This window comes from Paracoccus sp. KR1-242 (assembly GCF_049446195.1).
Taxonomy (GTDB): domain Bacteria; phylum Pseudomonadota; class Alphaproteobacteria; order Rhodobacterales; family Rhodobacteraceae; genus Paracoccus; species Paracoccus broussonetiae.
Map to the genome: position 1 here is coordinate 1 of NZ_JBMSED010000023.1, position 23,933 is coordinate 23,933.

The 23,933-nt window shown below is 55.6% G+C and carries 21 protein-coding genes and 2 pseudogenes; 8 read left to right on the forward strand and 15 right to left on the reverse strand.

Annotated features, from left to right (window positions below; genetic code table 11):
- The 4 genes from ACO2Q4_RS23115 to ACO2Q4_RS23130 form a co-directional block, all read right to left on the reverse strand.
- On the reverse strand, positions 1 to 859 hold an 859-nt coding region (locus ACO2Q4_RS23115; protein WP_423322104.1), incomplete at its 3' end, for a DUF1800 family protein.
- A 246-nt stretch (positions 860 to 1,105) separates the two neighbouring features.
- Positions 1,106 to 2,074, reverse strand: coding sequence for a glycosyltransferase family 61 protein (locus ACO2Q4_RS23120; protein ID WP_423322105.1), 969 nt, complete (start codon positions 2,072 to 2,074; stop codon positions 1,106 to 1,108).
- Between the two features lie 823 nt (positions 2,075 to 2,897).
- Positions 2,898 to 3,716 (reverse strand): hypothetical protein, encoded by an 819-nt coding sequence (locus ACO2Q4_RS23125; RefSeq protein WP_423322106.1) that lies wholly within the window; start codon positions 3,714 to 3,716, stop codon positions 2,898 to 2,900.
- 93 nt (positions 3,717 to 3,809) lie between these two features.
- Positions 3,810 to 6,290, reverse strand: coding sequence for a hypothetical protein (locus ACO2Q4_RS23130; protein ID WP_423322107.1), 2,481 nt, complete (start codon positions 6,288 to 6,290; stop codon positions 3,810 to 3,812).
- A 257-nt stretch (positions 6,291 to 6,547) separates the two neighbouring features.
- Between ACO2Q4_RS23130 and ACO2Q4_RS23135 the strand changes: the two genes are divergently transcribed.
- Complete coding sequence (locus tag ACO2Q4_RS23135; protein ID WP_423322108.1) at positions 6,548 to 7,399, forward strand: hypothetical protein; 852 nt, start codon at positions 6,548 to 6,550, stop codon at positions 7,397 to 7,399.
- Positions 7,400 to 7,560: 161 nt separating this feature from the next.
- On the opposite strand, the gene ACO2Q4_RS23140 is transcribed toward ACO2Q4_RS23135, so the two are convergent.
- On the reverse strand, positions 7,561 to 8,406 hold the full coding sequence (locus ACO2Q4_RS23140) for a hypothetical protein (protein ID WP_423322109.1): 846 nt from the start codon (positions 8,404 to 8,406) through the stop codon (positions 7,561 to 7,563).
- A gap of 254 nt (positions 8,407 to 8,660) precedes the next feature.
- Here ACO2Q4_RS23140 and ACO2Q4_RS23145 point away from each other — a divergent pair, with 254 nt between their 5' ends.
- Positions 8,661 to 9,338 carry a class I SAM-dependent methyltransferase gene (locus tag ACO2Q4_RS23145; RefSeq protein WP_423322110.1) on the forward strand — a complete coding sequence of 226 codons (678 nt, stop codon included), beginning with the start codon at positions 8,661 to 8,663 and terminating at the stop codon, positions 9,336 to 9,338.
- A gap of 75 nt (positions 9,339 to 9,413) precedes the next feature.
- Here ACO2Q4_RS23145 and ACO2Q4_RS23150 read toward each other — a convergent pair whose 3' ends face one another.
- Both ACO2Q4_RS23150 and ACO2Q4_RS23155 read right to left on the reverse strand, forming a co-directional pair.
- Positions 9,414 to 9,809, reverse strand: a complete 396-nt coding sequence (locus tag ACO2Q4_RS23150; RefSeq protein WP_423322111.1) for an H-type lectin domain-containing protein — start codon at positions 9,807 to 9,809, stop codon at positions 9,414 to 9,416.
- A gap of 390 nt (positions 9,810 to 10,199) precedes the next feature.
- Positions 10,200 to 11,012, reverse strand: a complete 813-nt coding sequence (locus ACO2Q4_RS23155; RefSeq protein WP_423322112.1) for a sulfotransferase — start codon at positions 11,010 to 11,012, stop codon at positions 10,200 to 10,202.
- Between the two features lie 407 nt (positions 11,013 to 11,419).
- Here ACO2Q4_RS23155 and ACO2Q4_RS23160 point away from each other — a divergent pair, with 407 nt between their 5' ends.
- Positions 11,420 to 12,454, forward strand: coding sequence for a tyrosine-type recombinase/integrase (locus ACO2Q4_RS23160; RefSeq protein WP_423322113.1), 1,035 nt, complete (start codon positions 11,420 to 11,422; stop codon positions 12,452 to 12,454).
- A gap of 250 nt (positions 12,455 to 12,704) precedes the next feature.
- Entirely contained in the window at positions 12,705 to 14,054 is a 1,350-nt protein-coding gene (locus ACO2Q4_RS23165) for a calcium-binding protein (RefSeq protein WP_423322114.1), read from the forward strand.
- A gap of 963 nt (positions 14,055 to 15,017) precedes the next feature.
- Here the strand turns inward: ACO2Q4_RS23165 and ACO2Q4_RS23170 are convergent.
- The 6 genes from ACO2Q4_RS23170 to ACO2Q4_RS23195 all read right to left on the reverse strand — a co-directional run bounded on the left by ACO2Q4_RS23170 (position 15,018) and on the right by ACO2Q4_RS23195 (position 18,770).
- Positions 15,018 to 15,317: a type II toxin-antitoxin system RelE/ParE family toxin gene (locus tag ACO2Q4_RS23170; RefSeq protein ID WP_423322115.1), complete on the reverse strand. Its 300-nt coding sequence runs from the start codon at positions 15,315 to 15,317 to the stop codon at positions 15,018 to 15,020.
- Positions 15,307 to 15,552: a type II toxin-antitoxin system ParD family antitoxin gene (locus ACO2Q4_RS23175; RefSeq protein WP_423322116.1), complete on the reverse strand. Its 246-nt coding sequence runs from the start codon at positions 15,550 to 15,552 to the stop codon at positions 15,307 to 15,309. Before ACO2Q4_RS23175 ends, ACO2Q4_RS23170 begins: the two co-directional genes overlap by 11 nt.
- 190 nt (positions 15,553 to 15,742) lie before the next feature.
- A complete protein-coding gene (locus tag ACO2Q4_RS23180; RefSeq protein WP_423322117.1) occupies positions 15,743 to 16,009 on the reverse strand; it encodes a hypothetical protein in 267 nt (88 codons plus the stop codon).
- 61 nt (positions 16,010 to 16,070) lie between these two features.
- On the reverse strand, positions 16,071 to 16,697 hold the full coding sequence (locus ACO2Q4_RS23185; RefSeq protein ID WP_423322118.1) for an AAA family ATPase: 627 nt from the start codon (positions 16,695 to 16,697) through the stop codon (positions 16,071 to 16,073).
- Positions 16,698 to 16,743: 46 nt separating this feature from the next.
- Positions 16,744 to 17,772: a replication initiator protein A gene (locus ACO2Q4_RS23190; RefSeq protein ID WP_423322119.1), complete on the reverse strand. Its 1,029-nt coding sequence runs from the start codon at positions 17,770 to 17,772 to the stop codon at positions 16,744 to 16,746.
- A gap of 233 nt (positions 17,773 to 18,005) precedes the next feature.
- Positions 18,006 to 18,770: a type IV secretory system conjugative DNA transfer family protein gene (locus ACO2Q4_RS23195; protein WP_423322123.1), complete on the reverse strand. Its 765-nt coding sequence runs from the start codon at positions 18,768 to 18,770 to the stop codon at positions 18,006 to 18,008.
- Here ACO2Q4_RS23195 and ACO2Q4_RS23200 point away from each other — a divergent pair.
- The gene (locus tag ACO2Q4_RS23200; RefSeq protein WP_423322124.1) at positions 18,693 to 18,965 is read left to right on the forward strand and encodes a hypothetical protein; all 273 of its coding nucleotides are present in this window, start codon (positions 18,693 to 18,695) and stop codon (positions 18,963 to 18,965) included. The two genes, ACO2Q4_RS23195 and ACO2Q4_RS23200, sit on opposite strands and share 78 nt — an antisense overlap.
- A gap of 306 nt (positions 18,966 to 19,271) precedes the next feature.
- Positions 19,272 to 19,466, forward strand: a pseudogene (locus ACO2Q4_RS23205) (TraM recognition domain-containing protein); the annotation flags it as partial.
- Positions 19,467 to 19,591: 125 nt separating this feature from the next.
- On the opposite strand, the gene ACO2Q4_RS23210 reads toward ACO2Q4_RS23205, so the two are convergent.
- Complete coding sequence (locus ACO2Q4_RS23210; protein ID WP_423322120.1) at positions 19,592 to 20,134, reverse strand: hypothetical protein; 543 nt, start codon at positions 20,132 to 20,134, stop codon at positions 19,592 to 19,594.
- 975 nt (positions 20,135 to 21,109) lie between these two features.
- Between ACO2Q4_RS23210 and mobQ the strand changes: the two genes are divergently transcribed.
- Both mobQ and ACO2Q4_RS23220 read left to right on the forward strand, forming a co-directional pair.
- Positions 21,110 to 22,474 (forward strand): MobQ family relaxase, encoded by a 1,365-nt coding sequence (mobQ, locus tag ACO2Q4_RS23215; protein ID WP_423322121.1) that lies wholly within the window; start codon positions 21,110 to 21,112, stop codon positions 22,472 to 22,474.
- An 838-nt stretch (positions 22,475 to 23,312) separates the two neighbouring features.
- Positions 23,313 to 23,633: a hypothetical protein gene (locus ACO2Q4_RS23220; protein ID WP_423322122.1), complete on the forward strand. Its 321-nt coding sequence runs from the start codon at positions 23,313 to 23,315 to the stop codon at positions 23,631 to 23,633.
- A gap of 97 nt (positions 23,634 to 23,730) precedes the next feature.
- On the opposite strand, the pseudogene ACO2Q4_RS23225 reads toward ACO2Q4_RS23220, so the two are convergent.
- Positions 23,731 to 23,933: pseudogene (locus tag ACO2Q4_RS23225) on the reverse strand (twin-arginine translocation pathway signal); the annotation flags it as partial.

The window sequence follows — 23,933 nt, forward strand, 5'->3', positions numbered from 1 at the left end:
GGCTGTCCGAGACGAAATGCACGGCCAGCTTGCGCGACACGAATTGCGCGGTTTCGGGCCGGCGTGCGATGTCGCGAAAGGCGGCGCGGATGTCACGCAGCTCGCCCGGCCCCTTCCCGCCATAGGATTTGCCCAGCACGGTCTCGGCCCCCGGTTCGGCGATCTGCGGACGATAGGAGAAACCGTCTTTCGCGGAATAGCTCAACCCGGTCATCAGCTCGGCCAGCTCGCGCACGTCGCGCTGGGTATAGGGGGCGCCCACGCCCAGCGAATGCAGCTCCATCGCTTCGCGCGCCAGATTCTCGTTCAGGCCAAAGGCCTTTTCGGCGCGGCGCCGCGCCATCCTCGAATTCGGCCCGCGGCTGGTGTTCTGGTTCAGATAGACCAGCATCATCGGGTGGGTATCGGCGGCGAAGAACAAATCCTCGAAACGGCCATTGATATGCGGCCGGATCGCCTCGTCGTGAAAGGCCATCGCCAGTGCGTTCGTCTGCACGCCATCGGGCCGGATCGTGAAATGGTCGGACCAGAACTGCACCAGCCTTTCGCCGAAGCCGGTCGGATCCTCGACGGCGCGGGCCAGCCGCCGCTGCAGGTCGCGCACAACTAGGCGACCGCACACTCTGTTGTAAGCCTGATACTTCTTCTTAGCGGCATCGCTTCGCTTCTGCTCCTTACGGAGAACGGCGAGCCTCACACCACGTTCCTGTGCCTCGCGGATCGAGACCCCGTCAGACCCGGGCAGAGTGCTGGCTGCGATGCCCTGAAGCAGGGCTTCTGGACTTGGGGGCGGCGGCGTCAGCGGCGACAGGCCATAGCCAAGCCGGATCGCCGCAGCCTGAGGAGAGTCGAAGGTCATAAAAATACCACAACAGCGTCTTGAGCAAACCGATACTCACATACGGCAACGGAATCATGGTCTAAATTAACGTTATAGTTATCCGTTAAAGTGAGGCAAAAATTTGCCGATGAAGCACTTGGAAGGTCGGACCTATCGCTTTGGTACCCCGATAACCTCCGCGCCAAAGGGGTTGATATCTTCAAGGATTAAGCGGATGTAATCCAGAAGAATAAGATGCTTGCGCGAATTTAAAAAAGGCAAATATCAATTCGCGGCGAGATCCATGATTTCAACTGCGACCTCCTTGGCGTCAGAAATGCAAACTTCCTTTACTCCTTTGTCTTCATCAGAGATTCTTCCATCTACACCAAACTTCCCAAATCCGATTGCGCTTGCTATCGTGTCGAAATTTAAATTTGGCTTAGATCTTCTAATCATTATGTGTTTTGCTTGCGTGTTTTCACAAAGAATAGCCGTATGAAAGGCAGATCCTTCAATTCCCGCAATCGTAGATCTTGAACTAAATAGATCAATTTGGTCTTTGGTTGACATTTCGTGCGGCCTGATAATCGTCCAACCAAATCTCGAAAGCTCATCTTCAATAATCTGCTCGTTCTTAAAATTCACCACGTTGCTGTAAAACCCTTCACGAGATAGGTACACCTTCCTAGATTCATGCGTCGGATTTGAAAATGCAATTTGCGCCGCGTGATGAAAATGAAACCACGCGTTCACAATATATCCTGGTGTCGGCACGTACACTCTTCTGAATGTCATGTCCCGCTCCGGAACTATAATTCTACTTTTGTCCACGCCCAGGAACGACAAGATTTCTAGCTGGTAGGCCTTCAAAGGAGAAGTGCTAGCCCAAACTATCCTTAATTTACTGCTCCTATAAGCCCACGCCCTGGCGAGAGACTCCAGGAGAAAGTGTCCGTAGTGATCAAATATGTACCCAGCAAATATCACCTCCTCATCGATAACATCATTAGATTTGAGGTTTGATAGATCTGGAGATGACGTCAAAAATCCTAAACTTCTCTCCAAGCCCGACTTTCTGACATACCTTCCATCGGAGTCAATTACCCCCGCCCGCGTTCCGTGCCATACAATCTTCTTCCCGGTCGGAACGACTCTTGCATTGTCAACTGGGTGTATCGCTAGGGAATATCCATGCGGATCACTCAGGGAGTTGGAAATTCCGTATGGCTTGAATTGTGTACGCTTGACCATTTCACAAACTTTCACGTGCGATGCCGCTAGTCACCAGTCTCTAAGAAATGAAATATCCTTTTCGTCAAGAATGTCTTGCATCTGCAGTGCGGTAGTGGTCCACCGATCAATGTATAGAGAATCTAGTTCACTGGCTTCCTTCGCAAATTCGACGAATGGCGGGAGCCGAAGCACGTTGTTTAACTCACGATATGGTCTCCAATTTCCGTTCAGACGGCGAGCGCCAATATGCGAGCAAACGTGACTATAAAAATCGTAGGGTTTTACAGAGTTCGGATTTGAAGAGATGTCCACCATCGAGTTCCATCCAAATCTCCGGACGTGCTCAACTTCACGATTGGGGGAAAGGATCAGATATCCGATGTCAGTGCTAAATTGCCGTCTCAAGTACAATCCCAGTTCGGAGAAGGTATCTGGAGCCGTTATCAGATTGTTAAGTATCATGAATACGGATGAAAGGTAAGAGTCCGCGTAAATTATATCGGAATCCTCGGCGGTCATCGATCGGATCATTGATCCAGAAAGTACTAAGGATGTTCCAATTGCGCAGTCGCGCGCAAATGAAAATAGCCTCAACTTGAGCCTATCTGCACCCTCAGCAGTACAGGACCTTGCTGCGTCAAGCAAATCTGCTTGGACTTCTTCCAAAGATGGAATGATTTTGTAACGAGCGTAAGGCTCGTATATATCGTAGTCCAATTCTCTTCTTCCTTCTCTGATGGGCCTATCTTCCGCCGACACTTTTTTTACCGTAGCGGGAGACAGAACGATGCGGGATGGTGAGGTGGATGTTTTCTCAGATGACATCGCGCGAGCGCTGCTCCTATAAAAGTTTCTGCCGATTGCTGCTCTCTGCTTTACCCTTCTTGACAATATTGGTAAGTATTTCGCTGCTTTGAACGCGAGGGGTTGATAGAAGGTTATTATAATACGCTGGGAAACTTCTTCGCGATCTTAGAGCTTCTCTAATTCCATCGCGATCGACATCCTCGTTAATAACCTGCGTTACGATTGTTGAGAGGATTCCCATGCGTTGAAGGAAGTGAGCAATCCCGTGACCTAGATGTGGGACATTGAATACGCAAGTGTTCTTGTCAATAACCCTTTTCACCTGATCACGGTCAGGCTTGAACGCCATGTCAGCAAAAATATATACGCACCTCGCCTTCGAAGAACGGCCTGCCGCGTCCGAGAATTCCCCGTCCCAGGACTGTCTTTGCGAAAGCGAAAACCGAGTTTCATCCGGCAGCCTTCTTCGATCCATTGTGGATTGTGGATTAAGAGAAAGGACACTGGTAGCCCCCACTAAGTTGGCGTAAGCAAGGGCGCCAAAGCCGCCCATGGAGGCACCATAAGTCAAAATTCTTGAGTAAGGTAAAAAGAATCCATTGCGCCGCATCTTTCTAAATGTTCGCGGTAGATCAGGTTTCTGATACCAGTCAGCCATTTTTGGCTTTACGCAAAGATGCGATATGCCTCTTTTTCTGAAGTAGGTTGATCCCCATCCTTCTCTATATCCATCTGGACGTCGAACCCCGCCGGTTAAGTTTTCAAATGTTATTACTAGGGTGTCGTTGTTGTAGTGGTATCCTTCAAGCCAATAGTTCCAGCTTTCAATTAGGATATTGGTTGACTCCACCATACTAATGCCCGGGCTTGCTGTCGAGGCAGATCGGTGCGGCGGCGGTGTTATAGTCGACGACATTGTTACCCTCCGCTTACTGACGTCGTCATATTATTTGCCATCCTTCTTCATAAGCTCCCACATGGCTCTAATTACAGCTCTTCCAGCCTGTTTTTGCGAGTCCATGATTTCTTCTGAGACGGCAACCACCCCGGCATCGTTGCGCTTCAGATCACCGTAGTTGAATACTTCTCTGAGTTGCGGGCAATAGTCAGACGAGATTTCCTTCAAGTCACCTTCCAAGTCCTTCATCAATAGCAGGCGCTCTTCTCTAGTGTATACGTCTCCGTTGAGTTTCAAGTGATCCCAGTCCAATTTTGCAATAAACTCATTCAGATCTCGGCTTTGAAGAGGAGTGTTCCGGACGCAGAAGCCCATGAGGTCTGAGATTGCAGCTGAGAACGTCGGGTTATCTTCAGGTTTGGAGCGTTTAAACTCTATTTTGGATGGCAGTCCGGCAGATTGAATGAAGTCGGCGACTACATCACCGTCTTGCAGAAGCTTTCTCGAGTATGGCCTAACAATGATATTGTCTTTTCCAAATCCGTCAGCATATCCATCAAGGGTCTTCTTGTAGTCACATTCCCATCTATTATTCTCTAAGTAGACGCTCGCATTTGCTTTAACGGCGCCAGTTTTTGCGCGCTGCTTATATAGAGATTCCATCAGATGGTCTGGTCTGCGAAGATAAGCTAGAATCTTTACTTTGGCCTTTTGCTCGGCAGGCACGCGGCTGGCAAGTCGTCTTCCAACCTCTGGATGGAAGAACATCTCTCCGGAGACAATATTAATTGTCTTGTCAGACTGATCTATCTCTTTGATCACTGCATCCAAAAGGGGCGTGTCACCTTTCCAATCCTTGAGCTCCCTAGCGACTTGGTTGTGGTCAATCCAGGGGCGAGAGGCCGAAACAAAATTTATACCTTCACCTGCGAGAAGATCGTGATTTTCACGCAAGAAGTGTTGAATTGACGAGGACCCGGTTTTTTGTGTTCCGATATGAATTAGTATCACGTTTCGATCCTTGTTGTTTTTCGTTGATTGGGTTGATGGGGGTTGCGCAGGGTATGTTTTGGTGGTTGCCGGGAGCCGATTTTTGGCGGTCGCGTGTGATCTTTGGAGTTTTTCTTGTCCTTCTTTTGGGCCTTCTTGAAACCCGAACTGTATATAGTCCCGTGCATATAGAATTCTAGAGATGCGGTGGAAGTATGGTGTATCTATCGCACGTGGAATTTCTGTTATTTTGATTGTATGCGGACGACTTTGTGTGTCTGCTAGATCTGCAATCCAGGGGAGATCATGCGATAGGTTAGATTCTCGGAATAGATAGTCTATATTTCCTGTTAGGGATAGGCGCGCGAGGATTTTAGATTGGCTTTCCCAGGATGGATTGCTTGGGAGTGGGGTTTCATGTTTTTGGTAGAGTTGCAGGAAGCGGAGAAAAGACGCGAATGTTTCCGCTAGATCGTCGTTGTCCATCTCGGCCAAGGCGAGATCAGAATGTAACGTGATACTTTGAGTGTTGCGTATTATCTGACGCAATTTGGTACTATCGACGGTCAAGAACTCCTGAAACGCAGTCCATATGCGTAGCAATGGGTGGCGTAGGACAGTAAAGCTGCGGTGGCCCGGATGTTCGCGTTTCCACTTTAGAAGCTTACTTTGATCGAAGTGATGTGTGAGGGGGCCAGCGGTTCGGAGCCAACTTGTTACCTCTTCAATCGGACCGCCATTTATAGGCGTGTAGATTAGTCCGTTTCCGGCTTCGATTGTAACACGAGCTGAGCTGACGAGATCCTGGCGTGGCTCAGCACTTGGTAGTCGACGAGGACTGAAGCGGGGAAAGCGGGCGAGTTCTTCCTCCATTTCTGAGAAATTAATAACTTTATCAGATAGTTCTTGTGGATTTTGTGGTACCTGGTCCCTCGCAGGCTCCACGCGTTCGACATCGGTTCGACCCAACCAATGGAGCAGTCCCGTCATCACATCTGTGTCACGAAGATCTTTGTAGCTTAGCCAAAAGGCGGTCTGCCCGGTCTCCTGCAGGCGGCGCATGAGGTGGTGTTGAAAGGCTTCCACTTCGGCGAAAACTTGTTGGAAGGCGTTTGCATCAAAGTGTACGGGCGAGGAAACTGGGGTTTCACTTTCGTTGAGTTTCCACTGGTTTGATTGGCGTGCCAATGCTGTAGATACGAAGCTATCTATTTGATTACGTGTAAGAATAATCTTTGCGCAGGTACAATCGTCCATGATTGGATTGAATACGCGAGGTTCATGATCGTGGAAGTAGCGAAAACCCGGAAGATGGTTTGGCTTGTCCCACAGTGCACGCAGAAGGCGGAGCGGATCCTCGTCACGCTCGCTCTTGCTGATCCCCTTTAGCTGGTCCTTGTCCGGCCAACCGATCATGTAGGGATTGAACGCCTCACCGTAGCAGGTGACACGACTTACGCTATTCAGGGTTGCCTCAAGCAGGTTCGAACCAGTACGCATTTCGGCGAAGATGACGAACCTCTGGAACGCTCTACTCATGTCTCGACAATCTCATCACAGTGTGACCTACGTTTGTAGTGGCAATGCCCATGCCCAGCCCTAGTGTCAATCATACAACCCCCCATGATGGCATCGCCGAAGTAAATGGTCTCGAAACCGGCAAAGACCCGCGTAGCGTGAAGATCAAGAGGCAGAACCCAATACGGAATATTCTCACAGCGCGAGGTTCACCTGTTGTTGGACTGTAATCAGCAGATGATCGGGTAACTTGCATAAGAATGGACCTTGTACCACGCATGAAATTTGAAATTAAATCAGCAGAGCACACATTCCTGGACGCCTCCGGGTATTGGCTCGAAGGAATGCATTATAACAACGACACCCTAGTGGTGACATTCGAAAACCTGTCCGGTGGTATTTATAGACCTAACGGATATAGGGAAGGTTGGGGATCGGGGTTCTTTAGAAAAAGAGAAGTTTCTCATCTGTGCATTAAGCCTCTTTACGCGGACTGGTATCAAGGCGAAAATCTTGCCCTTGGCCTAACCGCTCTAAAAAAATCAGGATATTTTCGTAGATATAAGAGGGTCATCTGCTATGGCGGATCCATGGGTGGATTCGGTGCCCTTGCCTATTCGGATCTCATTGGAGCTAATACCGTACTGGCAATAAACCCACAGAGTACCATGAGTCTGAAGAAGGTTCCCTGGGAAACCAGATTTAAAGTTGCGCAGAGACAGGCCTGGACCGGAAAATTCTCGGATGCGAACGGAAAGTACAAGTTGGCGGATAATGTAATTATCTACGCTGACATGCGTTACGACATGGATGCGAGGCAGGTGGATAGATTAAAGGGCGAGAATGTTACAATCGTAAATTCACCGTTCCTTGGCCATCAACTTCCTTATCACTTCCAGGTCATGGGGGTTCTTGGGAAAGTCGTCGATCATGCCATAGCGGGATCGAATGATCTGAGCGAAATGAGATTGGCTATGAGGAAAAGAAGGTATAGTCAATCTTACTACAAAAGATTAATTGATCGAGATCGGGTGAGATCGTCTCCCACGTTTTTTAAGATCGTTAGAACTCATCAGATCTCACTAAATAAAAAAATCAAAGCACAACGGGAAGCCAGCTCTACTGAATAGGTTAATAGCGTGAACCTAGACGTGAATTTCGGCGCGGACTACTTCTGCGCCGAGTGAGAGTTCTATGGCTTCACGGAGGCTCGGGGCGGGCGCGCAAGATTAAACGCAAGCAACCTCAAGACGGGCGAATGCGCTAGTCAGCAATTTTCTTAATCTTATGGTCACGTTACTCTGGCGATGGAGCGAAGATCTCTAATTGTCAACTCTCCCAATGCATTTAATCCTAACTCGTCTGCTTCCAATGAAAGATCCTCGACCGTAGCCAAAGCGTGCTTATCTCTAATTAGGGTTGCGAGGTCAAAATACTGAACGAGCGTAGCTTGCGCAGAGTTACGGGGCGTCATACTCCACTTTGATGGGAGGTTTTTTAAAACCAGCTCATCGTCGAGCGCAGTGAGCGATAGGCCAATCTGTTCCGCTGCCTTGATCCCAAAGCTGCCGCCAAGATTTCTTCTGACGATTTCGGCGCAGTTGTTCGACCAAGCGTCAGAAAAGCTACTGTCACCATCATAAATTACCACTCCGCTATTTAAAATTTGAAGGGATTTTTTATCGTCTTTTGATTTTGATTGCGGTAAACGAGTCAGTGCTTCAGACGCCAGTTTCTCCACTTCATCTGATTTACTAAACGCGTGATTCGCAAGAAAGACATTTCTTGATTGCTTCAGGTCATTAATTTCTGGCCTGCTTGTAAATATGCACCCAGCGTTTAGTAGTATAACCCGGCCTGATGGTTGTTCAGATCTCAGGTAGTCGATTTTGATAAGTCCGCGGTCATTGAACTTGAAATACAGAGGGGTTGCGATTGGCCTTATCTCAACATCCAGCGCTTCGTAAAGATCAATTGTATCTGAGCTCAGCGTCACCGCGTGTTTCGGAGTTACTGCAAGCATCCGTACCGATTTCGGAAGGAACTTGCGCGCAGACAGTACTAGAAGTCTCTGCCTTAAACTTGCTGCGCCTCTGGATGCGATAAATACTATGGTGATGTTATCTTGAGTCTTCATTCGATAGGTTCCCTATTGCTATGGGTCATTTATAATCCAGCGACCTGGGTTTTATAACTGTAATGGAGACTGTCAGAGTGAAAATCGCGATTTTATACTTTCCGCTATAGTAAAATTGATGAATGTGATATGTAGGCTTCGTAAGTGAAGCGCCCTGCGGCGCTAAGTGGGTCAATCCACTTAACGGAAGGATCTTGCTAGGACCCGCTTAGAGCGGATGGCTGTTTCTTAGGACACATGGGAGGTCGAATTTTATGGATTATCTCACTGCACTAAGTTTACTCCACGATGCGTTAGCCCCTAAATCTTATGTGGAGATTGGATGTCGTCAAGGACGTAGCTTGTCTCTTTCTCGCTGCCCGGCAATAGCTATTGATCCAGACTTCGAGATTCGTTGTGAGCTACGCAGTGCGACAAAGCTGTATCGACAGACAAGTGACAGTTTCTTTGCGAATGAGAATTTGTCGGAGTTAATTGGGGGCGCGGTAGACTTCGCTTTCGTGGATGGGATGCATCAATCTGAATTTGCGCTTCGCGATATTCTTAACATTGAGAGCCACAGTTCTTGCAATACCATTGTCGTTGTTGATGATATATTGCCGCAGCAGATGGAATGGACCACTAGAGAGCGGAGAACGCCAGCATGGACCGGGGATGTCTATAAAGTTATTCCATTTTTGAGGAAATATCGTCCGGATCTTGATATTCGTGTGTTTGATATTGATGTAAAGGGGCTGGCGATTATTGCCAACCTCAATCCAGGGGAACGCTCGATTCAAGACAGCTTGTCAAAGCACGAATCCGATTTGTCTGGAGATGTCTTTGCATTCTCAAGCATAAAGGAGTTGCGATCGTCTTTACGGCCGGAGTCGATAGATGCTCTACGGGAGTATATTGGTGTATTGCGCAGTCATCGCTCTTCCAATCATTGAAGTATTTTATGAACTGTGGTTGTGATTTCTCGATGGCAGTGTGGTGTAACCTAGGTGAATGTTGTTAGATAATATTTAGCGAATGGTGCTTGCCGATGTTGTTTTGACTTCGTACGGTTTTCGTTTGCCGATAGCGGTCCATGATATGGCGGCTCGCGCAATGTGTGTGTCGCCCCAACTATCGAACTCTATCGTAAATCCCTTTTCCGTAATATCTTTTGCGGAGAGCCAGAAGCGTAGGTTTTGATCGTGTGCGCTATCCATTCCGGTTACACCAATTGTGACTGCCGGAGGATTAGCAAAGGACGTTTTGAAATTTATCTGCATTGAGACTTTGCGATCGCCTGCTCCTGACCACATTGAAAGTCCGTTATCTACGTGGTTGAATAGTTCTCCTATTGCGTTGATAATTTGTATCTCTCCTATTACCGTTGTATTTTGAACTTTCTGAAGCTCTTGTTGCTTTGGCATGTAGATTATACTCCTTATTCAAATAGGGCATTAAGTGCCTCTGGTGTGCTTAATAACAAAGCAGCGAAGCGTTTCCAAGCTCCCCCAGTATTTCCGCACCCAAATTTGATGTGATGCCCCGTGCGTACCTTGGTATGATCGAAGCTACAATAGGGGAGGAGGTACTATGTCGGATTTCGACAAAATCGTTTTTTCTGGCTGTGATCTTGCATGCCGACTTGCGGTATGGATTTGAGGCCGATAGGTTTAGGTACATTCTTGGCATCTGTTCAATTGCTACGAGGGTGCTAGATGTCCGTTCAGCGCGTCAATTGCTACGCTTTGCTCGACAGAGCGATCCGAGGAGTGCTTGGCTGCCTAGTCTAAGGGGGTGTAGGATGGTTGGGTACTTTATACCTGTCTGACCATTGCCCGATCAAAGCGGCTTTCGAGACATTTGTATTGGTCCCGCAATAGGATCGACACGGCTTCATTAAGCCCCTCGGGGATTTCCACCAAGGGGGAAACGTGCTTGGGCTTTTTGGCCTGTTTGTATTCTCCTTCGGGTAGGTTGCAGTGCTTCTCGACCTGGCGCATCAGGCCTATGGGGTCAGTCTTTATCATACCAAAGGGCAGGTAAAGAACGCGGTCACCGAGCTTGTCGTCAAGACGGTTGATGGTAGCTCGGTAATTGCTCCTTATGACGACCTCACGTTTGCAGACTGCTTCCAACCAGAAGTCGATGGTGGCTTGGCTTGGACCAGCTTCCGACATCTCTTTCTTGACCGATGAGATAGCCCGGGCAGCTGGATCTCGGATCAGAAAGATGGCCCTGAATCTGTCGCCGAGAAGCTTCCCCATATGGTCCAGCGCGTCATCCTCTAAGAGAGCATATGCGGGGGTGATGTCCATCGAAGTCAAGTCTGCTGGGCAGGGCCGATAGGCTTCGCGATACCAGTTTTCGGTCATGATCTCGGTCGCCATCAGGCGGGCCAAGTCATCGGCTTTCTGATGGTCCCCCTTTTCGAGGGCTTTCTCATGAGCGTGGACGATCCGCTGTCGATGTTTGGCAACCATCCAACGAGAGCCAGACTGCACATGGTTGAAGTAATGCATTTCCTTCAGCACCGGACACCAGATGCCGGGGTTCGTGGCAAGGTTGTCGAACAACCAAGTTGTCCCGGCCTTCTGGGCACCAAAGCCGATGATCTGGGGAAGCGACATTACCTAACCTCTGATTGAAGTGGGAGGAATCTGACAGCGATGTGAGGGGAGGACAAGCGGCTGTTAGTAGTGCATTCCGGCCTAGGCGACGCTGACATACAGCATATGATGGGCCTTTCTAAGGTTTTAAATCCTGCCCTTCTTGCGATACCGGCAAACGTATTCGATGGCGTTGCCTTCGGCTAGGTGCGAGCCTTAGATACGAGATTGCTTGCGGGGAGGTGTGGGGTCGCTTGTGCATCAGGTCATCAATGATCCCATCATACATAGAAAAAATCCGCTCAATCCGGCGTAATCTATGTAATTGCGGATAAGGTCCATGTCAGCGTTTGATGGATAGATCCTGCGATAAGTACCCCTTATCATGACTCTTGTGATCCGAGCCGGCAGCAGTGCAGACTGCGGCCATGATGCTGCCGATCGCCTCCCCTGCCCTCTCCGCCGCCGAGACCGAGGCGCTGACCGATCTCTGGCGCCGCGGCACCCCGGAGAACACCCTGCGGGCCTGGGAGCGCGACCTGGCCTATATCGCCGCCTGGAAGCGCCTGGCCTACGCCGAGGAGTTGTCCTGGCCGGAATCCGAGGCGGTGGCGCTGCGTTTCCTGCTCGAGCATGCCCAGGACCTGAGCACGGCGGCAGGTCCGGCCCGGGAGGTGGCCGAAGCGCTGATCGCCACCGGTTTGCGCCGCAGCCTCGCCTGCCCGGCGCCCTCGACGCTCGATCGCCGCATCGCCTCCTGGCGCGCCTTCCATCGCATGAAGAACCTGCCCTCGCCGTTTCAGGCGCCGCTGGTCGCGGAAGCGCGCGGTCGCGCCCGCCGCGCCGCGGCGCGGCCGCGGCACCGGAAATCGGCAAACCCGGTCACCCGCGAGGTGCTGGAGAAGCTGCTGGCCACCTGTGATGCCAGCCATCGCGGCTTGCGCGACCGCGCCTGCCTGATGCTGGGCTGGGCCTCCGGTGGCCGACGCCGGGCCGAGATCGTCGCCCTGAACCACGACGACATCGACAGCCGCGACTTTGCCGAAAAGGGCTTGCTGCGCATCCGTCTGCTCAGCACCAAGACCACCGGGAAGGAGGCGGCGCCGCGGCTACCGCTGAAGGGCCGCGCCGCCCGCGCGGTGATGCGTTGGATCGCCGTGGCGGGCATTATGGACGGGCCGCTGTTCCGGCCCGTGAGCCAGGCCGACCGGGTGCTGAAGCGACGCCTTTCCGCCGACGGCCTGCGCCAGATCCTGCGCCACCGCCTGGTATTGGCCGGCTACCCGGCCGGCTTCGCCAGTCCGCACGGATTGCGCGCCGGTTTCCTGACCCAGGCCGCGCTCGACCATACCCCCCTGCCCGCCGCCATGCAGCTCTCGCTCCATCGCAGCGTTGCCCAGGCCCAGAGCTACTATGCCGATGTCGATATCGCCGAGAACCCAGCCACGGATCTGTTGGAGTGAGGCGGCCAGGCGCGGCAAGCGGGCTGTTCGCTACCGATGGAGTTGCTTTGGCACGGATGTGACAATCTCAGTTTCTGCTCAATCACCTAGTTTGCTGCATAGTTCCGGGAACGGTTCGTCATACCGCCAAAGCATCACTTTCCGCGACGCCCCCTCAAGATGCTCGTTGAGCCTGTCGCGCGGAGCAGTTCTTCAAGTGGCAAAATTATGGTAGAAGTTGGTATCTCGGTTTTACTCAGGGATGGTAGTTATGAGTGTTTTGCGCGGTACGGTTGGCGACGACGAGTTACATGTTTTGGTCGGACATGATCGCGTTTACAGCTACGAAGGAAATGACACCATTTATGGGGGCACCGGCGCCGCACAGATCGTCAGTGGGGCCGGTAACGATTGGATTATATCGATAGCAGGAGATGTCGTTTTAGCTGGCGACGGAGATGACCGGATCAGCGCTTACTCTGCGACGTCCGGGGTCAAATTTTACGGAGGCGTAGGAAACGATTTCTTGGAGGGCTCTTCCAGTGCCGACACCCTGTATGGAGGAACAGGGAATGATACGTTCTATGACTCTGGACCCGACGATCTTATATATGGCGGGGCGGGGATTGATACCTTGCAGGTTTCATTTCTGTCCTTCACCGTGGTCGGACCTTCGATAGTATACACATTCACGCCTGGGGGATCGTTATCAGCTCCTCTCTCTACCCCCAACGGATCGGTATATTACTCAGTCGAACAAATCGACATCACCGGTAGTGCGTGGCATGACCAACTGACTGGTGGATGGAGGAATGATACCCTGCGCGGGTGGCATGGGAATGATATCCTGCAGGGCCGTGGAGGAGACGATATCCTCATAGGTGACAATGGTGATGACCAACTGTTTGGCGACTACGGAAACGACCAGATCCAGTCAGGATCTGGTAATGACACACTCTACGGGGGTTCTGGAAACGACCTCCTCCTTGGGACACACGCCGGCTCGGTCTACTCAGGAAACACTATCTTTATAGGCGGCACTGGCGCGGACACTATCAACGCCCGCTTCAGCAGTTCCACAACCCTTTCGTTTCGCAGCAGTACAGAAGCCGTTTACGTAGATCTTTCGCTCGGGCGCGGATTTGGAGGGGATGCTCAAGGAGACACATATATAGGCGGGTTCGGCGAAATCTGGTTGACCGATGGTAATGATATGCTGGTTGGCGGTGCTAGGCAGTATGGATTTTCCGGCGATGATATCCTCGTTCAATCCAACGGAACACGGACTATGGCTGGCGGAGCTGGCACCGACAGCTTTGTTATGACCGTACATCTTTCCGCTATCTTTGAGAACCTGACAATCTCCGACTTCGACACTGCAGAGGGAGAACTAATCGATCTCAGAAGAGTCGATGCGCGGCCTGCAGCCGGTGATCAAGCTTTCGTTTTTATTGGCCAAGATACATTCACTGGCGGCCGAGGAGAGGTTCGATTCCAATATGATACCGATACGGATCGCACTAGGATCGAGCTGGATATGGTCGGCTCAGATGGTGCCGCGGACTACTGGTTCTACCTAAATGGTCAGGTTAACCTTGATGCCGACCACTTCCTGTTCTGAAAGGCTCCGGTGTTAGTTCTAGAGAAGTTCCCATGATGGATACCTCATGCAGCTTCGCAAGCTAGCATTATAAAAACAGGGGCCCCCTATCGAGCTGCCGCTTGATCGCCGCATCGCTTCCTGGCGCGCCTTCCATCGCATGACGAACCTGCCCTCGCCCTTCCGGGCACCATTGGTCGCGGAAGCTCGCGGTCGCGCCCGCCGCGCGACCGCGGCAACGGAAATCGGCGAACCCGGTCACCCGCGAGGTGCTGGAGAAGCTGCTGGCCATCTGCGACGCCAGTCATCGTGGGTTGCGCGACCGTGCCTGCCTGATGTTGGGCTGGGCCTCCGGCGGGGCGGCGCCGGACCGAGATCGTCGGTCTGAACCGCGACGACATTGACAGCCGCGACTTCGCCGAAAAGGGCCTGCTGTGGATCCGCCTGCTCAGTACTAAGACCACCGGGAAAGAGGCGGCACCGCGGCTGCCGCTGAAGGGCCGTGCTGCGCGTGCAGTGATGCGCTGGATCGCCGTGGTGGGCATCCAGGACGGACCTCTGTTCCGGCCGGTGAGCCAGGCCGATCGGGTGCTAAAGCGACGCCTCTCCGCCGACGGCCTGCGCCACCGCCTAGTGTTGGCCGGCTACCCGGCCGGCTTCGCCAGCCCGCATGGGTTGCGCGCCGGCTTCCTGACCCAGGCCGCGCTCAACCATACCCCTGAACTGCCCCCCTGCCCGCCGCCATGCAGTTCAGCCTGCACCGCTCTGTCCAGCAGGCCCAGAGCAACTAAGCCGATGTCGACATTGCCGAGAACCCGGCCACGGATCTGCTGGAGTGAAGCGGGAATGTTCGCAGGCGTGCCAGGCTGAAGGGTAAGCGGGACGTTGAGCGCCTGCTCTGTCAACTCGATCTATTTGCCGCCCCATCCGGGATCTCGGAGGAGGGGCAAGAGCAAGCGGTTCGGCCTGTTCTGAACTTTGGGGCTAAAGGTGCCGTACGGCATCCTGTGCACCGTGCAGGATGCGGACGATAATGATTTCTGACCCAGCCTCGCGGAAATAGATCACATGCGCCCCTGCGACGTATTTCAGATAGCCTTTGCGCCTGACCTCGACCGGACGACCGATCTTCACGCCGGATGCCAACCCCTCGAAAGCTGCTGCCAGATCGTCCTGATAGTTCTCGGCCTGCGCAACAGACCATTTTCGGGCCGTGTGTCGCCAGATGCTCACCAGATCGTTCGTCGCTGTCGGGGAAAGAAGATACCCCCGATCAGTGACCATACTCGGCCCGCATCCGGGCTTTGAACGCCTCGTTGTCGAAAGGCTGCGGCTCACCGGATTCTTCACCCTCGATCAGGGCAGCTTCCAGCGCCTTTATCTTGGCCTCGTGCTCTTCAAGCAACCGCAGCCCAGCCCGCACAACATCACTGGTGGAACCGTAGCGTCCTGCCTGCACCTGTTCGTTGATGAAGGCCGCGAAGTGGTCGCCAATTGTCACAGATGTATTTCGCGCCACCCTTTGCCGCCTTCCTGTCTCCAGAAATTCTCTCTATACCAAAAAGTATTGTGCTGCAATCCAGGACGAACGTGGCCACAGAGAAGCGATCGCGCTTCCCTTCAGACGGAACGAGCCGCTCATGAAGTGTGGGCAAAGCTGATCAGCAGCAAGTGTGCACATTGGCACAATTGAAATAGTGCACTTATGCTCATTCACCGAAAGCCCTGCCCGCTTCGTGTCGCCGCCATAGCTCATTAAGCGCGTGTTCGATCAACTCCGAGTTGGTCATATCCAACCGAGCTCGTAAAATAGCCACTCGCTCAAGAATGGGATCACCCTTATCGAAATAGGCTCCTAAATGTTTCTGACCGCTCCGTTTAGTGGTGGGTTCCCTGATTAAGCGTGGGGCAGACTCGATCACTTCGGCTTCCGCCACCCTCCCCATCGCCGCCAGCAGCGCATTTGCCTTCTTCATTTCTGCACCTCTGCTCTATTGCACCTGTGCACATTAGCACATTAGCACATTTACTCATGTGTTATTTGCTATTTTGCAATTCTGTACGAACCCACGCCCACAAGTTTCCGACTTCCTCGGCCGCCTTACTATCAGGTTCGCTCTCCTGAACTGTCAGGCCGGAGGCGCTGGCGTCCCGATGCGCCTTGCGGCGGTGCAGCACTACCGGCGCAGCCTGTGCCCCCATGGCTTCAATCACCTCGCGCGTCTGCACCACTTCGGCCGGTCCGGTGGGGTTTGCCATATTTACGACGGCATAAACCGGGCGCGAAAAGCCACGACAGAGGCGTAGAGTACGTGGCATCTGCTCTAGCGGCTCGACGTCAGGCGTCGTCGGGATCAGCACTAGATCGGCGGCCTCGACAGCTGCGGGCGCTTCGGTCGAGCGAGCAGGGGGCGTGTCAATGATAACTAAATCAGCCGCGCCCTTCGCTTGGTCGAGGCGCTTGGGAAGCTCATTCTCGGTCGAGAACACAACGACCGGCATATCGGCGTCTCGGCGCTCGGCCCACTGGCTGACACTTTGCTGCGCGTCCATGTCCAGGATCAGCACCGACAGCCCGTCACGAGTGGCAGCCACGGCCAGCGAGCGGGCGAGAGTAGACTTGCCGACCCCACCTTTCTGCATTGCAATTGCGATGATCTGCATTTCTGCCCCTCTGCATTTGTGCACAGTTGCACCTGTGCGAGTGTGATTACGGCCTGCCTCGCTTCTCATACCATTTCCGGCAGAAACCTAGGAAGGCCATTTCCGGGTTGCGAGGGATCTCGGTCGCCCAAGTTCGCCATTCGCTTTCGATATAGCGCACATCCCAACCGGGCGCTGCCTCACGGGCCATATCGTAGACCTCGGGATCTAGGGCAGGGATGCTGGTCTTAGCATCGGGCACCTCCGGGGCGATAGTGCCTCGGCTCCGGACCTGCAGGATATCTGTTTCGACTTCGAACCTAATCTCGTAGTCCGGCATATGATGATGCTTCATATCTTCCTCAGCGATTGCCGATACAAGACGTCGAAATTCACGCTGCGAGGATCCAGAGCCGCACTTCTTCTGCAGCGTCTCAAGGCTGATCCGCCACTCACGTTGCCTTCCGCAATGCTTCCTCGCCAGCTCGTAAATCCGCCGTTCGAGTGGTTTGCGAAGACGGAAATAATCGCGACTGAGGGTTAGGACTTCCTGCGCCTTGATGGCATTGAAAACCCAGTCTGATAGCTTGATTTCAACTTCCTGCATTCGGCCTTCGCGAGTCTCCCGCACGATACGCGCCCGCTCTATCAAGCCAAAGGTTTCGAAAACTTCTTCGCCCCCGGTCGCAATATTCGTCGAAATACGTGTGCCAGCCAGCCGTTCCATAGCCGCCTTGAGAAGGTCATAACCGCGCCCGGAAATCATCCGGTTGGTAGCCCTTAGCAGATCGGAGGCCTGAAACTTGACGATCTGCTGCGGCTCCCGCCCGTCATTCATTCCCCTAATGATCTGGCTAATGCAGAAGATCAGAATATCTCGGTCATGAACCGTCGCAAGTCCATCCACAGAAGGCTTAACCTCGACCTTGATTCCGTTGTGCTCATAAACACGAGACCGGGTATCTGGCTTGGTCGAAAGCGAGAAGATCGGGTGCTCCATCGAGCCGATATCACCTTTCGGCGCAGCGTCGAAGATGTCGCATACAAAGAAATCCCCTTGCGGATGCCGGTCGGGTAGTAGCGGGTATTCAGCCATTCTCGCCTACGTCACTTCACACACACATAAATCTATAACGTCACTTCACACACGCCAACAAGGAAAACGTCACTTCACACACACCGAATCACCACTTTACACACGCTGAAACGTCACTTTACCCACAGCGCCCATTGATAAGCTTTTGTTCCGTATATAGAAAATGTGGGTTTGAAATGCCGTAACACAGATTCTAACACCTATTTAACACCCTAGACATGTGGATAAGTGGCTCAGGTACCGGCCAGAAGCCGCACCGCACCTCCCAGAACCGCGCCTGCGGCCAGCGCTGCGATCCAGACCCAGCGGCGCTGCTGCCGCCAGCTTTCAGCCTTGGCCAGCTCGTCACGCAACCGCTCCAAGGCATTCTGCTCAGCGGTTTCGAGCTGCTGCAGCCGGATCGCGGTCTCATCGAGATTTTTGCGCAGAGAAACGGTTGCATCGGCGAAGTGGTCGAGCACCGGATCGAGGGCAAGGTTGACCTCGTTGCCGATGAACTGACCGTAAAGCTTCGGATCGGTCTGAGCTTTTGCTGAGAGGGCAGTTCCGTGGGTTTCAGCCATGAGGCGGAGAAGGTGCTCCAGCTTTTCGTCCTGCTGTCCGAGGCGCTGCGACATCGTGGCCACGACCTGGGCGAGCAGATCGACGGTCTCGCGCATTTCGCCGTCGTGCTGCGGGGCAGGGGGCAAGGGCGGCATGTTGGGTCCTCCTGTCGTCAGGGTTTTGCCTTGGTCTAAAACAGCCCCCCTGAACTCGGGATCGGCGTAGTAGCGCAGCTTGCGGGCCACGGTGACGGGTTGGCCCTGGATGCGCAGGAGTTGCGCCTCAGGCGGCATCTGCATGATCTCGTCCGGGGTCAGCAGGTCGCGGCCGGTGACGCTGGTGGTGGTGCTGTCCGGTTCTGCGGCACCGGGGCCGGCATGCTGGCCTATGTGCTGCTGCGTTTCATGGTGCTGGGCGTCGATACCGGTCAGGACGTCGAAACCACGCTGGGACAACTCGGCATGTTGCTCTGCCTGCTGCCGGCCTGGGCGGTGGCGCTCTGGTTCTGGGCGCAGTATTGCGGCTTGCTGCCGCTCTTCACCCGGCTGGTCCGCGGCAGCCATGGCTCGGCCCGCTTCAGCTCGAAGGCGGAACGCGCCGCGCTCCCCCGAACCGGCTCGATGCCTATAGCCGCTGGCTACGCCTGCTGATCTCCGAGGCGCTGCAGGACATTGCCCGCGATGCCGAGCGCCCGGAAGGCGCGGAAAGGCCGCAGGCCGCCCTCAGGAGGCTCTCAGGGCCCATGGTGGACCCGGATGGTCCGGAAGGGCCGGATGTGGCCACAGAGCGCCTGAGAGGCCGCTCAGAGGCGCTGATGGCCCAGCAGGCCGCTATACGGAGCCCCGAGTGCCCCCAGCGCCGCTCCACGGTCCTCTGAGCGGCCGAGGAGCCCGCAGCCCGGTCTCGCCCCTGCCTTGTTCCTCCTCGACGAGTTCGCGGCGCTCGGGCGTCTCGAAGTGGTGGAACGCGCCATGGGGCTGATGGCCGGCTATGGCATCCAGCTCTGGCCGATCCTGCAGGACATGAGTCAGCTGAAGGATCTCTATGGCACAAGGGCCAATACCTTCATCGCCAATGCCGGGGTGCAGCAGGTGTTCGGGGTCAATGATTTCGAGACCGCGAAATGGCTGAGCCAGAGCATCGGGCAGGAAACCCGGGCTTATCAGAGCACCAGCCACAGGCCCGGCGAGCAGCGCGAAACCCAGCAACAGGATCCAGAGCGGCAGGGCGACAGAAAACACCCCGAGCATCAGCAGCGCCCAGAAGGCGCGGCCGATCACAACCGGCTTCCCGGCCCCCGCCGGCTGCTCAGCTCCTCGGCCTGCCGGCGAAGCTCGTCCCGCAGCCGGCGGTCCTCGGCGCTCACATCACCGACATCAAAGGGCGAGCGCGGCGCCACCGTTTCCGTTGTTCCCGACGCGGCCGGATAGGCATCGACCGCTTCGCCGAACTCCGGTTCGTCGGCAATTTCTTCGGCCTGCGTCCCGGAGCCATTTCCTTCAGCGGCAGTTCCGGCCGCAACTCCGGTTCCAACCAGGGCTCCCGCCTCACCCTCAGGTGCCACGGCGGCGGTCCGGACATCCCAACGGGCGAAGGTGACGCGGTCCTGTTCGCGGGGCAGGTTGCGGATCAGGCGGTCGAGCATGGCCGCCGCATTGCTGTCGCGGGCGGCGAGGTCGATCAGCGCCCCGCCAAGAATGACCTTGCGCCTGGTGTCGAGCTTTCTCTCTTTGGCGGCTTCGCGGTTCTTCAGCGCCTGCAATCTTGCCCTGGCCTGGGCATAGCGTTTCTCGGCACGTTCGAGCTCGGTCTCTGCCATGAAATCTCCTTCGCTGTTCAAAAATACCAGTGATTGAAAATGCTCTTGAAAGCACAACCGCTAGCGCGTTACCCGTGGGCCTGTAAAGGACAAGGGCGCACTTATGCAAACTTCCGCTCACCTGCGGTTCGACTGCAGTTTGCGTGCGATCTCCCCGGGGCAAGACCCCGGCCGATGGCGAACCCCGTCGATGCCCGCGGCATCGAAATGGAAGAGCGCACCGCCTCTTCCAGACCATCTCCGGCCAACCCTGGCGGTTGGATCGCCCGCCGTTCCGCGGCCCGGCGCCAGGGGCGTTGCTCGTCGCTTGCGCTGGAGCAGCCTGCCCGGCGCCGGGGTGGACCGGTTGCCGCGTCCGGCACGGCGTGTGCGCGCCGGCGCTCACGCCCCGCAAGCGGCTTGCGCGGAACCGGACCAGCTGCCACCCTTTTTCCCGGCGCGGCAGAGATGCTCCGCAGGCTCACGCAGGCCGCGCCCGGCAGGATCCGTTTCTGCCGCCTGTCTCCCCGTGTGGTGTTCCTGCCCAGTTGCGCTCCGGGGAGACAGGATCCCCGCTTGCACCTCGCGCTCCGGGCTGTCAGCCTGCCCGGCATCGCGGCTTATCGGCGCTGGTGAAGCGCGCGGGCCGCGACCGCCGATGTCCGCATGTGGCGGCTGTCCTCTCCGGGGGCGAACTGGCAGGGAAACCCCCGGGGAGGACAGGCCCGCGCTTCGGGTCGTTGTGATGCGCGGGCCGGGCTTCGCGGCGCATGCAACTTGCGCGCGAGGCCGGTGCTGCCTAACCTCACCCCTGGCGCGGTGGGGTATCCTGGCTCTCTCGGTTCTCACAGCCCCCGCGCCGCCGGCGGCGGTTCATGCTCCAGCCGGATGCCCTCCAGGTCCAGTTCAGGTTCCCTGCTGGTCTTTGGACCTGGGGGGCGTTCCGGCCGGGCGCGCCGGAGGGCCGGGCCGCCGGTCGTTTCCGATGGAGGCGGCATGGCCAGCTACCACCTCTCGGTAAAGACCATCAAACGCAGCGCCGGGCGCTCGGCGACGGCGGCAGCCGCCTATCGCAGCGGATCGGTCATCGCCTGCGACCGCGAGGGCCGGCTGCATGACTACTCCGCCAAGCGCGGCATTGAGGCCTGCTTCATCCTTGCGCCGGAGGGCGCGCCGGACTGGGTGCAGGACCGGGCCGCGCTGTGGAACGCGGCCGAGGCGCGGGAGACACGCCGGAACTCGGTCACCGCCCGGGAATGGGAGCTGGCGCTGCCGGCCGAGCTCGGCGCGGAGGAGCGCGCGGCACTGGTGCGCGAGTTCGGCCAGGCGCTGGTGACGCGCTATGGCATCGCCGTCGATGTGGCGCTGCACAGCCCGCATCGCGAGGGCGACCAGCGCAATCACCACGCCCATGTCCTGACCACCACGCGGGCGATCGGCGCCGGCGGCTTCGGCGACAAGACCCGGATCCTCGATGCCGGGAAGACCGGCGGCAGCGAGATCGAGGTGATGCGTGGGCTCTGGGCCGGGCTGCAGAACCGGGCGCTGGAACGGGCCGGAGAGGAAGCTCGGGTCGATCACCGCTCGCTGGAGGTTCAGCGCGTGGCCGCGCAGGCGCGCGGCGATGCGCAGGCGGCGGAGGAGCTCGACCGGCCGCCGGAGGTCAAGCTCGGACCGGCGGTCAATGCGATGGAGCGGCGGGCGCAGCGCGAGGCCGAACGGGACGGGATGGTTTACGAGCCCGTCACCGAGCGGGGCAGGGCGGTGCATGCCGCCCGCCAGGCGCGGGCAGCACTTCGGCAGATGCGGGAGCGGGTCGGGCAGGCGCGCGCCGCCTATGCGCAGGCCCGGGACAGCGGCCAGGATCGGATGTCCGCAGGGCTGGCGGCGCTCCGGGCTGCGGCGGCGCGGGATCGCGGGTCGGAGGCGGACATTGCCGGGAAGCTGGCAGGCGTTCTCGGGCACGGGTCCGGGGCGGCCGATCAGGATCCGCCGCCACCGCCGCGAAACGAACGGCTGCTGCGGGCGCTCGCGCAGATCGCCGGTGGTATCGCCCGGGGCGAGCAGATCGGGTTCAGGAACGCAGAGCAGGCCCGGGCTTTCCTCGCGGACCTGAAGCAGGGCTACGGGGGCGGGATCTTCGCCCAGGCCGCGGCCGGCGATGACCGGGCGCTGGCCGCGGACTTCCCCGATGTCGGCACAAGGCGGCAGGTGGTGCGGGGGATCATGGCACTGGGGCGAAGTCACGGCGAGATTGGCCGTGACGGGCAGGAGCTCGGGTTCGGGAGGCGAAGCGTCGCTGACGAACGCTCGGCCAGGCCAGGGATCAGCCGTACGCAGGATGACGGGTGGGAGAGGTAGAGAGGACGTTAAGACCTGCTTTTCCTCCAGCTTTAATATCACCCGTACCGGTGCCGGACTCGGCGCTAGATTGGGTCGCGCAGTGGATGCCACCGATACGCGCAGTCGGGGGTGCGCTAGGGCATTGGTGTAGATGAGGGGCGATCCGTGGACGGTAATTCCACGGCTCTCCGCAGGCTCCTCATGCCTCTCCACCCGAGCGGAGGCAAGCTTCGAGTTTTCGCTTTTGGATTCTATAAGCTACTTGCGGTTCGCTAGGTCCCGAAGCCATCCTGCAGGATCAAGACATTTTCTTGGTCTCGACAGAGGACACCCGAGTTGAGGACTTTTCCAGTACTGACGCAAAACCTCCGACCCTTGCGAGCCGGAGGCTGTGACGGATTTGCGATTTTGGCCTAAGCCCCGTCAGACGCAGAACAACGCAGATAGGTCGCGATAGCAATAGCACCGACACCTCAAGATCCGCATTCGGCAATTAGATGCCTACTCTGCGCATGCTCAGGCAATTCTATGCTCAAAAACTGCAATCTTCCCGATTAATTGCATCTCGGCGCGAGGCTGAGATAGGCCACAATCTATACCGTGTTTGAGAAGCGGACGAAGTATTAATCGTGTATGGGAAGGTCAGGGCCCGTCACGGCAAAAATGTAACGGTTATTAGCTTGGCTGTCGGCTCGACGGTTCGAGAAAGGGGGAAGGGAGGTTGCGATCTAGTACCTTGCGTCTAGGCTCCTCCGATGACTTCCGATCCTATATAGGTGGTGTCATTGACGCTTTCGACTCTCGGATAAAGTCAACAACTTTCCAATGGCTATGACAGGAGATATGATAAGTTAACATGGAGACTACTTTCGTTGCTGCAATTCACCTTTGCTTTCTCTCTGAGAAAGACGCCGCAGATTTCTTGGATATGAATCCATCGATGGTTATGTTATGGGCGACTGGCGAGGAGTCGCCACCGAAAGAAGCATGGCAAATGTTAGCGGATCTCTATGAGCGCATTGAAAGTGCAGCGGGATTTGCATCACCTCAGATCATTCCCGAACTTATGGGTAGAGATGATATGAATTTTATTAAAGCGGATTCTTTGCATGATCCTTTGCCGGGGGAGGCCAACGCAATTGCGGGTGCTATGGCACTCCTCAAATCTTTAAAGTAGCTGAACTGATTAAAAAACATCGCGCCAGCGCCGATCGGTGTAACGAAAATCAGAATCCGGTTGTGGATAGATATAAATTAAGGAAGCTTTGGAAAACTCAGGCGAGCATCCTCGGATCCTGGCCAAGGTCAAGGCCCGGAAAGATCGCGCGCTCCAGCGTCTCGCGTTCGGTGCCAAACAGCCCGCGCATCGCCCAGGCGGCATAGGCGCGAATATCGCGGGTGGGCATCAGGTCGCGGTCGGCGTAAAGATCGCCGTCGCGCAGGCCCGGCCAGTCGCCGAAGGCCTTGCCCCCCTGGA